The following is a 14,982-nucleotide window of genomic DNA, read 5'->3' on the forward strand; positions in this document are numbered from 1 at the left end:
TATTCCCCCACTTCAATAAGTTCAATATATTCCTTGCTAATAGTTGCTTCCCCAAAACATATTTTACTCAATGTGGTACAACAAATAAATAACCATATATAGTGATAAGAATGCCTTCTACGGCTTGTTGTATCCTTATTAAAACAGATAAAACAACAAACGTAACGAAAGTGATTATCACTATATATGGTTTTAATATACTACCGTTGTCCACATAATTCTTTTTAAAAATTCCCTATCTTCTTATTATACTTCCTCCACCAACAAGAACATCTCCATCATAAAATACTACAGCTTGCCCAGGTGTTATAGCTCTCTGTGGCTCATCAAATACACATTTCAGTATATCTTCATCAACCATTTCTATAGTACACAAAGCAGGTTTATGACTATAGCGAATCTTTGCTTCTATTTTCAACTTACCTTCTATCTTTTCTATTGCCATAAGATTAACGTTATCAGCATAAAGCGTATTACTAAATACATCACTATTATCTCCAATAACCACTTCGTTAGTCTCTGGTCTTATCTCTACAACAAAAGCTGGTTTACCAAGTGATAATCCAAGACCTTTTCGTTGACCTACTGTATAATTAATAATGCCTTTATGTCTACCTAATACTTTTCCATCCATATCTACAAAATTACCTTCAGGAATCTTTTTATTAGTGTATTCTTCTATAAAAGCTGAATAATCATCATCAGGCACAAAACATATTTCTTGACTATCTGGTTTATTTGCAATTCTAACATTAATTTTCTCTGCAATTTTTCTAACTTCTTCTTTAGAATATTCGCCTACTGGCATTAGCGTATGACTTAATTGATCTTGAGTAAGATTATATAAAGCATAAGTCTGATCTTTTCTTATACCAACAGCTTTCTTTAAAGCATATCTTCCATTAGGTAATTTTATGACCCTAGCATAATGCCCTGTGGCTATATATTTAGCTCCTATAGCAAGGCATCTTGTAAGCATTGACTCCCATTTCACGTATCTATTACATGCAATACATGGATTAGGGGTATTACCTTTTTGATATTCCTCAACAAAATAATCTATAACACTTTCTTTAAATTCCCCTTTAAAATTCATAACATAATAGGGAATTTCAAGAGCATCTGCAACACGACGTGCATCATCTACAGCACTAAGACCACAACATCCACCATTTTCTTCTTGAATATCTATTTCCTCATCTTGCCATATCTGCATTGTTACTCCAATAACATCGTAACCTTGTTCTTTTAGTAGATAAGCTGCAACAGAACTATCAACTCCACCTGACATACCAACTACTACTTTTTCTCTGTCCATTCAATCACCTGTTCTATATATTACACAACTTTTTAAGTATTTTTCATGAATCTCATATCAATAAATAAGATTATTAATATCTACTATTATTCTTCTATATCAATAGAATGGTCATCATGTATATCTGCCTTTGGTGGTTCTAATCCTTCTATCTCAATATTATGTTTCTTAGAATAATCCCACAATGCTGCATGTAAAGCTTCTTCAGCTAATAATGAACAGTGTATTTTAGCTTTTGGTAATCCATCTAATGCTTCAACAACTGCATCATTAGTAATTTTTAGAGCCTCTCTTACTGATTTACCTTTAACTAACTCAGTTGCGATACTACTTGTAGCTACCGCAGCACCACATCCAAAAGTCTTAAAAGTTACATCTTTAATAATTTCATCTTCAACTTTTAGGTAGATACGCATAATGTCCCCACATTTTGCATTTCCAACAGTACCAATACCATCTGCATTTTCAAGTTCTCCCATATTTCTAGGGTTTACGAAATGATCCATTACTTTTTTAGTATACATAACTAACACCTCAATTTTTTTTATTTATTTACAAGTACCCTAACATTAATTCTATCTACTTATTATTTTTAATAAAATCTTCGTATAAAGGTGACATATCTCTTAATCTCTTAACTATATTTGGTAAAACTTCAATGAGATAATCTACATCTTCTTCTGTATTATCTATTCCTAGAGTCAATCTTAATGAGCCATGTGCTTTTTCATGAGGAAGTCCAATACCTAATAATACATGTGATGGATCAAGGGATCCAGATGTACAAGCAGAACCACTAGATGCACTTATGCCTTTCATGTCTAACATAATAAGTAATGATTCCCCTTCAATAAATTCAAAACTATAATTAACATTGTTCGGTAGTCTTTTCACTGGATCACCATTCAACATACAATATGGTATTGCTTCCTTGATACCTTTTACTAATTTATCTCTTAATCCAAGTAATTTTTTTGTTTTTTCTTCCATATTAGATTCAGCAATTTCTGATGCTTTACCTACACCTACGATACCTGGTACATTTTCTGTTCCTCCACGACGTCTTCGTTCCTGAGCTCCACCATGGATGAAAGATTTTAGCTTGATACCTTTTTTAACATATAGAGCACCTGTACCTTTAGGTCCATTTAACTTATGACCAGTCAATGATAACATGTCTATATTCATATCTTCAACATCTATAGGAATCTGTCCAACAGCTTGTACCGCATCAGTGTGAAAAAGAATTTTGTTTTCTTTAGCTATTTCACCAATCTCTCTTATTGGTTGAATAGTTCCTATTTCATTATTAGCAAACATGATTGTTATTAATATAGTTGTATCCTTGATGGCATTCTTGAGGTCATCTATGTTTATTAATCCATTTTCATCTACTGGTAAATAAGTAACTTCAAAACCATTTTTCTCAAGATATTCGCAAGTGTGTAAAACAGCGTGATGCTCAATGTTTGAAGTTATAATATGATTTCCCTTTTTCTTATAACTCTCAGCTATACCTTTTATAGCCCAGTTATCAGCTTCTGTAGCTCCACTAGTGAAAAATATTTCAACAGGTTTAGCACCTATTAATTTTGCAACTTGTTCTCTTGCATTATCTATTGCATTTTTATTGATTTGTCCTATTTCGTATATACTAGAAGGATTACCAAAATTTTGTGTGAAATATGGTAACATTGCTTCCAACACTTCTGGATGAGTTGAAGTAGTTGCAGCATTATCAAAATACACTCTTTTTTCCATATTTATCTCCTCTTTTACTGTATATTTTATTAATTAAATTCTCCCAAATTTTATTATAATTCATTATGATCATCTACTAAATCTTGTAAAGATATATTATTAACGACGTCATTAATACTATCACTTATCTTTTTCCAAACAATTTTTGTGATACAGCAATCAGCTTCATCGCATTGTTTTTCTTCATTAACCAAAGCACAATCCACTGGATTAAGATTACCTTCTAATGCTCTTAATATGTCACCAACAGAAATATCCTTTGCCGACTTTGCCAATGAATATCCACCTTTTGCACCTCTTACACTTTTTACATAACCAGATTTCTTAAGAACAGAAATAATTTGCTCAAGATAGTTCATAGAAATACCTTGCCGCTTGGATATGCTTTTTAGTGAGATATTGATTTCTTTGCTATTTACAACTAGATCTACCATAGCTCTTAAACCATATCTGCCTTTCGTCGATAATTTCATATTAACACCTCAATTCAATTCCTAGTATAACACTAGGATTTAAACTTATTATAAGATTATCATTTTTCTTTACACTTGTCAATATGTGTATACAAAATATTTTAAACAATTTCATCTTTCAACAATAATAGTCTACAACCTATGTACACACTATGATAATATTCAATTTCACTAATATCTTTTCCTCACTAAACATGATCATATAAACAAAGAACCATTTCAGTGTAATAACGACTTTTACGGTTTGTTGCAATTACCTATCAAACAGATAAAGCAACAAACGTAACGAGAGTGATTATCACTATAAATGGTTCTAATTATACACGTTGTCTGTTTTTGTAATAAGACTTTGTACAATATTATAGGCCACTTATTAGGCAGCCTACAAATATTATTCATGTTCAATTGTATCTATATCTCTATCTTTTATCTTAATGACAATCTTATCATTTTTAAGATTAAGAATTGCCGTATCTCCGTCTATTAAATCACCTTTAATATAACTTTCAGCAACCTCATCTTCAATATATCTTTGTATCGTCCTTCTTAATGGTCTAGCGCCATATTTTGCATCGTAACCTTTTTCCAAGATAAATTCTTTTATGTCTTCAGCTACTTTTATAGTGATGTTCTTAAGTTTTGCTTCTGTAACTACTTCATTTAACATTAAGTCAATAATATCTCTAAGTTCATCTTTATTTAATTCTGTAAATACTACTGTTTCATCTACTCGATTTAGAAATTCAGGTCTAAATACTTGTTCGAGAGCTTCTTTACATTTACGCTCAAGAGAATCAAAATCATTTTTGCCAAATCCTATCCCATTAGTTTTCTGGGCTGTACCAGCATTAGATGTCATAATAACTACAGTATCTTCAAAACTTACTACACGTCCAGTATTATCAGTTAATCTTCCATCTTCTAATATCTGAAGCAGAATATTAAATACATCAGCGTGAGCTTTTTCAATTTCATCTAATAATATTACTGAATAAGGTTTACGTCGTACTTTCTCAGTCAATTGTCCAGCTTGATCATATCCTACATATCCTGGAGGTGCTCCAATTAACTTGGATACAGTATGTTTCTCCATAAACTCTGACATATCGAATCTAATCATCGCATCTTCTGAACCATATAATTCATGGGCCAATGCCTTAGTTAACTCTGTTTTACCTACACCAGTAGGACCCACAAAAATAAATGATGAAGGTTTCTTCCTCTTTCTAAATCCAGAGCGATTTCTTCTAATTGATTTAGATAATCTAACAACTGCATTTTCTTGACCAATTACTCTCTCATGTAATCTATCTTCTAAGTTAAGTAATTTTTTAGCTTCTGATTCAGTTATATTTTGGACAGGAATCTTAGTCCATGCTTCAATAACATATGCTATATCTTCTTTGTTAATTGTTACGTTATTACATTGTTTTTCTATTTTTTCTATCTTAGAAAGCAAATCAAATTCACTTACTTTACACCTAGCAGCATTTTCATAATCATCCATTGCTGCTGCTTGTTCTTTTTCGTCAATGACTTTGCTTAGTTCTCTTCTTAATGCTTCTAGCTCAACCAATCCTAGATTTAGTAAGTTAGCACGAGAACCCGCTTCATCTATAACGTCAATTGCTTTATCTGGTAAAAATCTATCATTAATATATCTTTCGGATAGATTTACCGCACATTCAATAATTTCATCTGATATCTTGACCTTATGAAAATCTTCATAATAATTCTTGATTCCTTTTAATATTTCTATGCTATCTTCTTTGCTGGGTTCGTCAACCTTTACCGGTTGGAATCTTCTTTCTAGTGCTGTATCTTTTTCAATATGTTTCCTGTATTCATCAAGTGTTGTAGCACCTATTACTTGAATTTCACCTCTAGCTAAAGCAGGTTTTAAAATGTTAGCAGCGTTCATTGAACCACCTTCTGCTTCACCAGCTCCAACAATATTATGAACTTCATCAATAACAAGTATTACATTACCACATTCTTTTGCTTCATTAATTATAGCTTTCATTCTAGATTCAAACTGTCCTCTGAATTGTGTACCAGCAACAACAGCTGTCAAATCCAATAAATAGATTTCAGTACCAATTAATTTTGCAGGTATTTGGTTTTCCACAATTCTAACTGCAAGTCCCTCTGCAATTGCGGTCTTACCTACTCCTGGTTCTCCTATAAGAATAGGATTATTTTTTGAACGACGGTTTAATATCTGTATGACTCTATCAATCTCTCTATTTCTACCAATAATTCTATCTACTTTACCCTTAATAGCATTTTCTGTTAAATTAATACCGTAAGTATCAAGATATTTACGTTTATTTTTCTTAGCAGTTTTTTTCTTTTTAGTTCTAATACCAGCAGTATTTTTAGTATTAGGAATCTGTTCCTGCTCTTCCTGCTCTTCCTGTTCTTCCTGTTCTATCTCTCCTTCCGGTTGATACTCTGACTTATTACTGTTTTTCATTCCAGAAAAGGCACTATTTAATAAATTCATAAAAGAATTACCGCCTTCTGGCCCGTCAGGATCACTCATGGAAGATGTCAATTCATCCATGTCTACATTTTCAAACATAGTCATCATCTGTTCATTAACATTTTCAAATTCTTCTGGACTCATACCGCTTTGACCCATAAGTTGGTCAAGGGGTGCAATACCACTTTTTTGTGCACATGGAAGGCACATTCCTAAACGTTCTTGTTTTCCATCAACTATCTTTGAAACAAAAACTACCGCTGTATTTTTATGACAAATCGAACACTTCATATATATCATCTCCTATATAAAAACAAACACTATATATGTTGAATATATTTTTTTATGTTGTTAAGCCTTATAATTCAACATATTCCCTTTAAATTTATAAATTGGATGTCTCTAAATAATTATCGGCTCAATAATTATTATTCAATCCAACTTATATAGTCAATATACTATTGTACTTGGTCTAGATTAACAATCCAACTTTATCTTTACTATCTTATTAACTTAACACATTTATGGTTATTAGTCTATATTATTTACTAAATTACTTATGGAATTAACAGTTTATTAACAATTTTTCCATATAATACTGTATGAAATTTCCACAATAAAAACACTAGACTCCGTTCAGCAATTCAGACCATTAAAAGATCTGTACGAAGCCATGAACGGCTTCGCTTACTGCCAAACAGAGTCTATATAACTAATGCACTTATTAGTTATTTAATAAGCATTGCATCTCCAAAACTAAAGAATCTATATCTTTCATCTACAGCAACTTTATATGCATTTAATACATTTTCTCTTCCTGCAAGAGCTGACACTAACATAATCAATGTTGATTCTGGTAAATGAAAGTTAGTTATTAAAGTATCTACTACTTTAAAGTTATAACCTGGATATATAAATATGTCTGTCCAACCTTTAGATGCTTTCAAATAGCCGTTATCATCAGCAACAGATTCTAGAGTACGACTGCTAGTTGTCCCTACAGCAATGACTCTTCCACCATTTTTCTTGGTTTCATTGATTTTATCTGCTGCGTCTTCTTCTATCCAATAATATTCAGAATGCATTGTATGTTCTAGTATATCATCAACTTTGACTGGTCTGAAAGTCCCTAGTCCAACATGTAATGTTACATAAGCAATCTTTATCCCTTTATCTTCAACAGCCTTTAATAGATCAGGTGTAAAATGCAATCCCGCTGTTGGTGCTGCCGCAGATCCTCTATGTTTTGCATAAACAGTTTGATATCTTTCTTGATCTTCTAATTGATGTGTTATATAAGGTGGTAAAGGCATTTGTCCAAGATCATCTAATACTTGTTCAAATATACCTTCGTACTCGAATCTAGCTATTCTATTTCCGCCCTCAACAACTTTTAATACTTCTGCCTTCAATAAGCCATTACCAAATTCTATTCTATCTCCTGGCTTAGCTTTTCGACCTGGTTTTACCATCACTTCCCAATTGTCATTTTCTAGTCTTTTCAGTAATAAGAATTCAACTTTCCCATGAGTTTTTTCTCTACTTCCAATAAGTCTTGCTGGAATCACCTTGGTATTATTCAATACTAAGCAATCACCTTTATCTAAATAATCTATAATATCTTTAAATATTTTATGGTTGATTTCTCCTGTTTTTTTATCAAGAACCAACATTCTTGAACTTGACCTATCTTTTAAAGGGTCCTGTGCAATTAATTCTTCTGGTAAATTAAAATCAAAATCTTTACGTTTCATTAATGTCTCCTATTCCTTTTAAATGTATTTACTTGACAATATTAATGATATTAAAATCCTATCCTATTATACTACTATTTATTACTTAATATCTACACCTTTATAATAATATTTTAGAATTTCATCATATGTAAAACCTTCTAATGCCATACCTTTAGCTCCTGATTGGCTCATCCCAACTCCATGCCCATAGCCTTGACCTACAAATATATATGTGTCTTTTTTACCTACCATGGTTGGAATACCATCAATATTATGTTTACTAAGGATAATCAGCTGTTCATCATTGATGGATAATTTTCTACTGCTATTAGAACCAGTCGCCACATACATGTTGTTTATGTTTTTAACTTTTACAAATGAACCTGCTGACATAACATTGAACATTTTTTTATTGGAATAATCTTCTTTTACTATAGTAAATTTTCTACTGTATAACCCTAACCAATTTCTAATAGTTTCTTTATTTATTATATGTTCTCCCTTTGTTCCTACTATCTTAAGGTCAATAACTCGCTTGCCTTCTGTATATCCCATAGGAATAACATCTGTAATATCTCCTATATCAATATTATACTTTGCTAATCTTTGCTTTATCTCTTCAGCGGTAAGCTCTTCAATCCATGGCTTCTTAGCTGGTTGCATTTCATAGATATCAGGTACCCCTTTCAAAAACGGTACTGTACCATTCCATACATTTTCACTATTCTCAGTATGCCCACCACTAGTTGAAAAGAAAGTAGCCTGAATAACTTCACCTTGATGGTAAATCAACTTATTTGCTGTTTCATTAACAGCTATCATAGTATTAGCGTGTTCTACCGAACATCCTTTATATGCTTGAGAATTGGTTTTGTCACACACTACATATGGCTTATCTGGGTATTTACTGTCTTTTTGCATATAATAAACAGCATAATTCCTTGCAGCAAGAGCTTGCGCTTTTAAAGCTTCTATAGGCCAAGATGGTGACATTTCCGATGCTAACACGCTATATAGATAATAATTCATTGAAACTATATTAATTGCTGTAATACCTGATTCATCATATCTTCCAAATTCTAACCTACCTCTATATTGTCTATCTCCCAAATCAATAAAATTAGTATCTTCATCATTACCCATAGGCGAAAATTGGGGATGCCCATATGTGTTTTCCATAATAAGAGCATCATCTACCGATAATTCCATCATCGTCCTACAATTATTATCAGATACCTGTTCATAAGTTAAATTGTTTTGACCATTTAATTTAAAAAATATTATCTTAGATTCATCACTATTTTCTGCTTTGATATATAATTTCCATATACCTTTTGACGTATTACCAACATAAGCTTTATATCCTTGTTCTTTTAATATCTTTACTTGTTCCTTAGTTTCATCATAAGTTTCAAAACTATTTATAGATATTAAATAGTTAGCCGTAGCTGGTTTAAATGTAAAGCCCTCATCTGACATAAAAACCTGTTCAGATATATATTCATCATCTACGATATATCCCATATTCAGTACTTTATTATTTACTGTAATAGCTTCTTTATTTTCATATAATTGTCTTAATCCAACTCTTAATTCTTGTATAATATCATCCTTCGCATATATATTATTAGAACTACATAATAGTGTTATTGTTATAATCATGATATTGCACCATATAATTACCTTTTTCATATAATCCCCCTGTATTTGATTTTATAGAATACAAAAAGCACCCTATTATATTATAAGGTGCCAACAAACAAAAATCTACATAAATTTGCTTATCTAGTAAAAAATATCCATTATATATGTTTTTTCTCCACTAAAGAACTTTACTGAAGAATTCCTTTGTTCTTTCATTTTTAGGATTATAAAAGATTTCTTTAGGATTACCTTCTTCTGCTATGATTCCTTCGTCCATAAAAAATAATCTTGTGCCTACTTCTTTTGCAAATCCCATTTCATGCGTAACAACAACCATAGTCATACCTTCTGAAGCCAATTGTTTCATAACATCCAACACTTCTCCTACCATTTCAGGGTCAAGAGCTGATGTTGGTTCATCAAATAGCATAACATCTGGTTCCATAGCTAATGCTCTAACAATAGCAATTCTTTGTTTTTGCCCGCCAGATAATTGTTTTGGATAAGCACTTGCCTTATCTTCTAATCCTACACGAGCCAATAATGCCATAGCTTTTTTCTCAGCATCCATTTTTGAAAGCTTTTTAACTTTTATAGGTGAAAGAGTTATATTATCAAGAACAGTCATATGAGGAAAAAGATTGAACTGTTGAAAAACCATTCCCATTTTTTGTCTTTGGGCATTAATATTATTTTTCTTACTTGTTATATCTACATCTTCAAATATAATATTACCTTGAGTAGGCATTTCAAGTAGGTTAAGGCACCTTAAGAAAGTACTTTTACCAGAACCACTAGGTCCGATAACAACTACTACTTCACCTTTTTTTATATGGGTATTAATCCCTTTCAATACATGTAATTCATCAAACTTCTTATGTAAATCATTAACGTATATCACCCGCTCTTAGCCTCCTCTCGATTTTTCTCATAATAAATGTAAATATAGATGTTAATATAAGGTATATAATTGCTGACGTAATCAAAGGTTCAGCAGGAGAATATGTTTGACCTATAATAATATTATTTGCTTTTAGAATATCATTTCCAGCAATGTATCCAATAACTGATGTCTCTTTTAAAAGCACAATGAATTCATTTACTAATGTAGGCAAAATATTTCTTATTGCCTGGGGAATAATTATATGTCTCATAGCCATTCCATATGGCATACCTAATGAACGAGCTGCTTCCATTTGTCCTTTATCTAATCCTTGTATACCTGCTCTTATAATTTCTGCAACATAAGCCCCACTATTAACACCAAAGGCTATTGCACCTATAACAAGTTTTGGTAAATTACTGGTGGAAAAAACGACTAAATAGATAAATAATATCTGTATCAATACAGGGGTACCCCTAATCAAATCTGTATAAATAGAAGCCAAGACCCTAACAATCTTATGTTTTGATAGTTTGCACATAGCAATAAATATCCCGATTGCTATACCGATACAAGCTGCTAAAAGAGTAACCTCTAATGAAAACTTAATTCCATTTAACCAATACATATATCTGGGATAACTACCTGGTCCATTTTCAGGTCCAAAAACTATTTTGAAAAAGTGGTTAAAGTAGTTAGTTATCTCTGACATGTTAATTAATAAAAAATTCACCTAATCACCTGCATTCTTATTTTTTCTTAAGAAATTGCAAAATCAAACTATGTATCAGCGCATAAATATAAACCCAACTGTATATTTAGTTACAATTTTGCAATCCCTTAATAAGGGTTTTACTTACGGCATGAAAGCCTCGTTAACTCATAGGAATATATTTTATTTCATATACCGCAAAAAATACTTTCCTATAAAAAGAGTAAAATGTGTGCCTATGACACACATATTAAGGAGTTAGGAAAGCAGATGGGAAGTCCACTTTCCTATTGGGTAAGTAGTAATAACTACTTAACTTATACTCTCAAATATATTTGAAAGTAAGGTTGAAAGGATATAATTGTTATAATAAAGAAAGACTAGCTCTCTTTATCTAACTTGCATAATAAATTATTCTTCTTTTTCGCCAAAATATTTTTCATATAAAGCATCATATTCGCCATTTTCATGCAATTCTTTAATTACTTCATTAATTGTTTTTAACAATTCTTCATTTTCTTTATTAATAGCAATTGCATAATTTTCTTTAGTTAATTCTTCATCAAGAATCATTACTTTATCATTTTGTGCAACAAATTTTTCAGCAGGTTTTTGGTCTATAACTACCGCATCTAATTTTCCATTTGATAAACTCATAACAGCTGCATAACCTGCGTCAAAAGATTCAACAGTTGCGTCTTCGATTTTTTTAGATTCTATTTCACCGGTTGTTCCTAATTGAACACCTATTTTTTTACCTACTAAATCTTCTTTTGATTTTACTACATCACTGCCTTTTTTCACAATTATTACTTGTGAAGCTGTAAAGTAATCATCTGAAAAATTGACTTCTTCTGCTCTTTCAGGAGTATTTGTCATACCAGCTGCAACAAAATCAATTTTTCCTGATTGTAATGCTGCTGTCAATGAAGCAAATTGCATATTTTCAACTATAAGTTCTACTCCTAATTTTTCAGCAATCTTTTTAGATATGTCTACATCAAAACCTACAACTTCGTTTGCCTCAATATATTCAAATGGAGGAAATTCTGCATTTGTACCCATAACTATAACTTTTTTGTCATCTTCTTTGTCAGTATCTTTATCCTCTGCATCTTTATCCTCTGTATTTTCCTCTTCTTTGTCAGTATCAACATTACTATATGTATCATCTGAAGTAGTTGTTGTATCTTTCTTACCACATCCTGCAAATAATGTCATTGATAATGCTAATATTAATAATAAACTAATGCTTATAATTTTCTTTTTCATTTTATGTCCACCTTTTCACTTCAATTTATTTAATATTCATTATATACACGCAATAATGTATATTTATTAAAAACTTAGCATAATTATACATTATTCTACAGAATATTACAATGGTAAAATTGAATATATATACAAACAAATTCATAAGTATTCTAGGCAGATTGTACAAATGGGTGGGTTGAGTAAGTGAACAGTCGTAGAGAGAGCATAGAAAAAGCTGCCTCTTACATCTTAAAATGTACTGAGACAACTTTATATTCATTTAATCTACTGTCTTAATTTGACATCCAACATAGTTTCAAGACCGTTAAGAATCTTACTCATAGTTTTACTTATTTCTTTTTCTTTTAATGTATGGTCATTAGCTCTAAAAATAAGTGAGAATGCTAGAGATTTATATCCCTCTTCTATTTGAGAACCTGTATATACATCAAATAACTTGATATCTTTTAATATCTTACCACCACGTTGTTTTATTATAGCTTCTATTTGACCAACTAAAACTTCGTTTTTGGCAAGTAAAGCTAAATCTCTATTTACAGCTGGATATTTAGCTAACGGTTCATATGAACGTTCTAGGTCAGATTTCTTAACTAATACTGGCATATCAATAACAGCTAAATATGCTCTAGTATCAATATTATAATTATCAGAAACCTCTGGATGTACTTCTCCAATAATTCCCAATTCTTTTTTATTGATTGTTATTTTAGCCTGTCTTCCTGGATGAAGATAATTAATAGATACATTAGGATCATATTCATAGCCTTCGTAGATTCCTAATCTATTGAGCAATGTTTCTACCACACCTTTAACATTATAGAAATCAATATCTCCATACATACCCATTGTTAATTGCATTCTTTCATCTGGAAGTTCGTTCATGTTTTCATCTTTTGGAAGATAAACATAAGATAACTCATACAAACTTGCACATTCATTTCTTCTATTATAATTAGTAGATAATGCAGTCAACATTCCATTAACTGTTGTCGTACGCATCATACTAAAATCTTCACCAAGTGGATTAGAGATAGTTACAGCTTTTCTTAAAGAATCATCTTCATTAAGTCTAATTTTATCAAATACCTTTGGACTTTCAAAAGAATAAGTCATTGCTTCACTTAAACCACAGTTTTCCATTACAACTCTAGTTATATCTTCAATTTTTTGTTTATAAGTTTTCTTACCAACTGTTGGAGTACCTGTCGCAAGTGTTACAGGAATATTATCATATCCATAGAAACGTGCAACTTCTTCAGCCAAATCAGCTTCTCTCTCAACATCCGGTCTAAATGTAGGTACTATGACAATACCTTTTTCTTTATTAACTTTCAAATCGATTTTCTCGAAAATCTTAATAATTTCATCTTCTGATAAATCTGTTCCCAATAATTTATTAATACCTTCTTGTGTAAAAGCAACTTCTTTCTCTACTCTTTTACTTGGATATACATCAACCATTCCAGAAACTACTTCACCAGCACTTAACATATTAATTAATTGACAAGCTCTATTAATAGCCTCCTCAATATTATTAGGATCTAGGTATTTTTCGAATTTTGCTGATGAATCAGAACGAAGTCCTAATTTCTTAGATGTAAAACGTACATTGGTTCCTTCAAAATTAGCAGCTTCAAAAAGCAATGTAGTTGTTTCTTCTGTAACTTTTGTATCTTCTCCACCCATAACACCAGCTATTGATACTGGTTTACTTTCATCCGCTATTACAAGCATTGATGAATCAAGTTCTCTATCTTCACCATCTAATGTCATTATCTTCTCATTATCTTTAGCTTTTCTTGCGATAACTTTTTTTCCTTTTAATTTATCTAAATCGTATGCATGCATAGGCTGACCAAATTCCATCATAACAAAATTAGTTATATCAACAATATTATTAATTGGTCTAACACCACATGATAATAATCTCTTTTTCATCCACCATGGAGATGGCTCTATCTTAAGATTCTTAACTACTCTACCTGCAAATCTAGCACATAATTCTTTATCTTCTATTTCTATTTTAATATAATCATTGGCATTGCCTTCTACTTCATCAACTTTAATTTCTGGATACTTGAAATCTTTAGAAAAAGTAGCTGCCGCTTCACGACCAATACCTACAATACTAAAACAATCAGGACGGTTGGATGTTATCTCATATTCTACTACAATGTCATCAAGACCAAATATACTCTTGACATCCATTCCTAATTCATATTCTTTATCAAATATATATATACCATGTTCTGGTGCTTCTGGGAAATCTTCTACAGCTAACCCAAGCTCTTCAACAGAACACATCATACCATTTGATGGAATTCCTCTTAATTTTCCTTTTTTAATCTTGATTCCTTCTGGTAATGTAGAACCAACAAGAGCTATAGGTACATAATCTCCTTCACTAATATTGTTAGCTCCAGTAACGATCTGTATAGGTTCTTCTTCACCTACATTAACTTGTGTTACAACTAACTTATCAGCATCTGGATGCTTTTCAATCTTTAATATTTTTCCAACTACTACTTTTGTAATTTCTTTTCCTAACTCTTCATATCCTTCCACCTTGGACCCTGACATTGTCATGCCATCAGCAAAAGTATCTATATCACAATCAATTTTAACGTAGTCATTCAACCACTGCATAGGTACGTTCATTTTTACACCTTCCTTATGAATTCTAAACGGATATTAC

General features: G+C 31.4%; 11 protein-coding genes. All 11 read right to left on the reverse strand.

Annotated features, from left to right (window positions below):
• Nucleotides 1-235: 235 nt before the first annotated feature.
• Nucleotides 236-1,318 carry a tRNA 2-thiouridine(34) synthase MnmA gene (mnmA, locus tag ACX6CF_RS18345; RefSeq protein WP_458786816.1) on the reverse strand — a complete coding sequence of 361 codons (1,083 nt, stop codon included), beginning with the start codon at nucleotides 1,316-1,318 and terminating at the stop codon, nucleotides 236-238.
• A gap of 86 nt (nucleotides 1,319-1,404) precedes the next feature.
• Nucleotides 1,405-1,842, reverse strand: coding sequence for a Fe-S cluster assembly scaffold protein NifU (nifU, locus tag ACX6CF_RS18350; RefSeq protein ID WP_458786817.1), 438 nt, complete (start codon nucleotides 1,840-1,842; stop codon nucleotides 1,405-1,407).
• A 55-nt stretch (nucleotides 1,843-1,897) separates the two neighbouring features.
• The gene (gene nifS, locus ACX6CF_RS18355; RefSeq protein WP_458786818.1) at nucleotides 1,898-3,079 is read right to left on the reverse strand and encodes a cysteine desulfurase NifS; all 1,182 of its coding nucleotides are present in this window, start codon (nucleotides 3,077-3,079) and stop codon (nucleotides 1,898-1,900) included.
• A 53-nt stretch (nucleotides 3,080-3,132) separates the two neighbouring features.
• Nucleotides 3,133-3,552, reverse strand: coding sequence for an RrF2 family transcriptional regulator (locus ACX6CF_RS18360; protein WP_458786819.1), 420 nt, complete (start codon nucleotides 3,550-3,552; stop codon nucleotides 3,133-3,135).
• Nucleotides 3,553-3,943: 391 nt separating this feature from the next.
• Entirely contained in the window at nucleotides 3,944-6,328 is a 2,385-nt protein-coding gene (locus ACX6CF_RS18365; RefSeq protein ID WP_458786820.1) for an ATP-dependent Clp protease ATP-binding subunit, read from the reverse strand.
• A 437-nt stretch (nucleotides 6,329-6,765) separates the two neighbouring features.
• Nucleotides 6,766-7,791: a tRNA preQ1(34) S-adenosylmethionine ribosyltransferase-isomerase QueA gene (gene queA / locus ACX6CF_RS18370; protein WP_458786821.1), complete on the reverse strand. Its 1,026-nt coding sequence runs from the start codon at nucleotides 7,789-7,791 to the stop codon at nucleotides 6,766-6,768.
• A gap of 81 nt (nucleotides 7,792-7,872) precedes the next feature.
• Nucleotides 7,873-9,465, reverse strand: a complete 1,593-nt coding sequence (locus ACX6CF_RS18375) for a SpoIID/LytB domain-containing protein (protein ID WP_458786822.1) — start codon at nucleotides 9,463-9,465, stop codon at nucleotides 7,873-7,875.
• Nucleotides 9,466-9,595: 130 nt separating this feature from the next.
• Nucleotides 9,596-10,318 carry an amino acid ABC transporter ATP-binding protein gene (locus ACX6CF_RS18380; protein ID WP_458786823.1) on the reverse strand — a complete coding sequence of 241 codons (723 nt, stop codon included), beginning with the start codon at nucleotides 10,316-10,318 and terminating at the stop codon, nucleotides 9,596-9,598.
• Nucleotides 10,305-11,033, reverse strand: coding sequence for an amino acid ABC transporter permease (locus ACX6CF_RS18385; protein ID WP_458786824.1), 729 nt, complete (start codon nucleotides 11,031-11,033; stop codon nucleotides 10,305-10,307). The genes ACX6CF_RS18380 and ACX6CF_RS18385 overlap by 14 nt, the downstream gene beginning before the upstream one ends.
• A 390-nt stretch (nucleotides 11,034-11,423) precedes the next feature.
• Nucleotides 11,424-12,284 (reverse strand): basic amino acid ABC transporter substrate-binding protein, encoded by an 861-nt coding sequence (locus tag ACX6CF_RS18390; protein WP_458786825.1) that lies wholly within the window; start codon nucleotides 12,282-12,284, stop codon nucleotides 11,424-11,426.
• 267 nt (nucleotides 12,285-12,551) lie between these two features.
• Nucleotides 12,552-14,945: a phenylalanine--tRNA ligase subunit beta gene (gene pheT / locus ACX6CF_RS18395; protein ID WP_458786826.1), complete on the reverse strand. Its 2,394-nt coding sequence runs from the start codon at nucleotides 14,943-14,945 to the stop codon at nucleotides 12,552-12,554.
• Nucleotides 14,946-14,982 lie beyond the last annotated feature (37 nt).

The sequence above is a fragment of the Vallitalea sediminicola genome (assembly GCF_054408565.1).

Coding starts and splice junctions, on each gene's coding strand:
- pheT (WP_458786826.1), bottom strand. CDS start 14,945: ATGAACGTACCTATGCAGTGGTTGAATGACTACGTTAAAATTGATTGT.
- ACX6CF_RS18375 (WP_458786822.1), bottom strand. CDS start 9,465: ATGAAAAAGGTAATTATATGGTGCAATATCATGATTATAACAATAACA.
- ACX6CF_RS18365 (WP_458786820.1), bottom strand. CDS start 6,328: ATGAAGTGTTCGATTTGTCATAAAAATACAGCGGTAGTTTTTGTTTCA.
- ACX6CF_RS18390 (WP_458786825.1), bottom strand. CDS start 12,284: ATGAAAAAGAAAATTATAAGCATTAGTTTATTATTAATATTAGCATTA.
- nifU (WP_458786817.1), bottom strand. CDS start 1,842: ATGTATACTAAAAAAGTAATGGATCATTTCGTAAACCCTAGAAATATG.
- nifS (WP_458786818.1), bottom strand. CDS start 3,079: ATGGAAAAAAGAGTGTATTTTGATAATGCTGCAACTACTTCAACTCAT.
- mnmA (WP_458786816.1), bottom strand. CDS start 1,318: ATGGACAGAGAAAAAGTAGTAGTTGGTATGTCAGGTGGAGTTGATAGT.
- ACX6CF_RS18360 (WP_458786819.1), bottom strand. CDS start 3,552: ATGAAATTATCGACGAAAGGCAGATATGGTTTAAGAGCTATGGTAGAT.
- queA (WP_458786821.1), bottom strand. CDS start 7,791: ATGAAACGTAAAGATTTTGATTTTAATTTACCAGAAGAATTAATTGCA.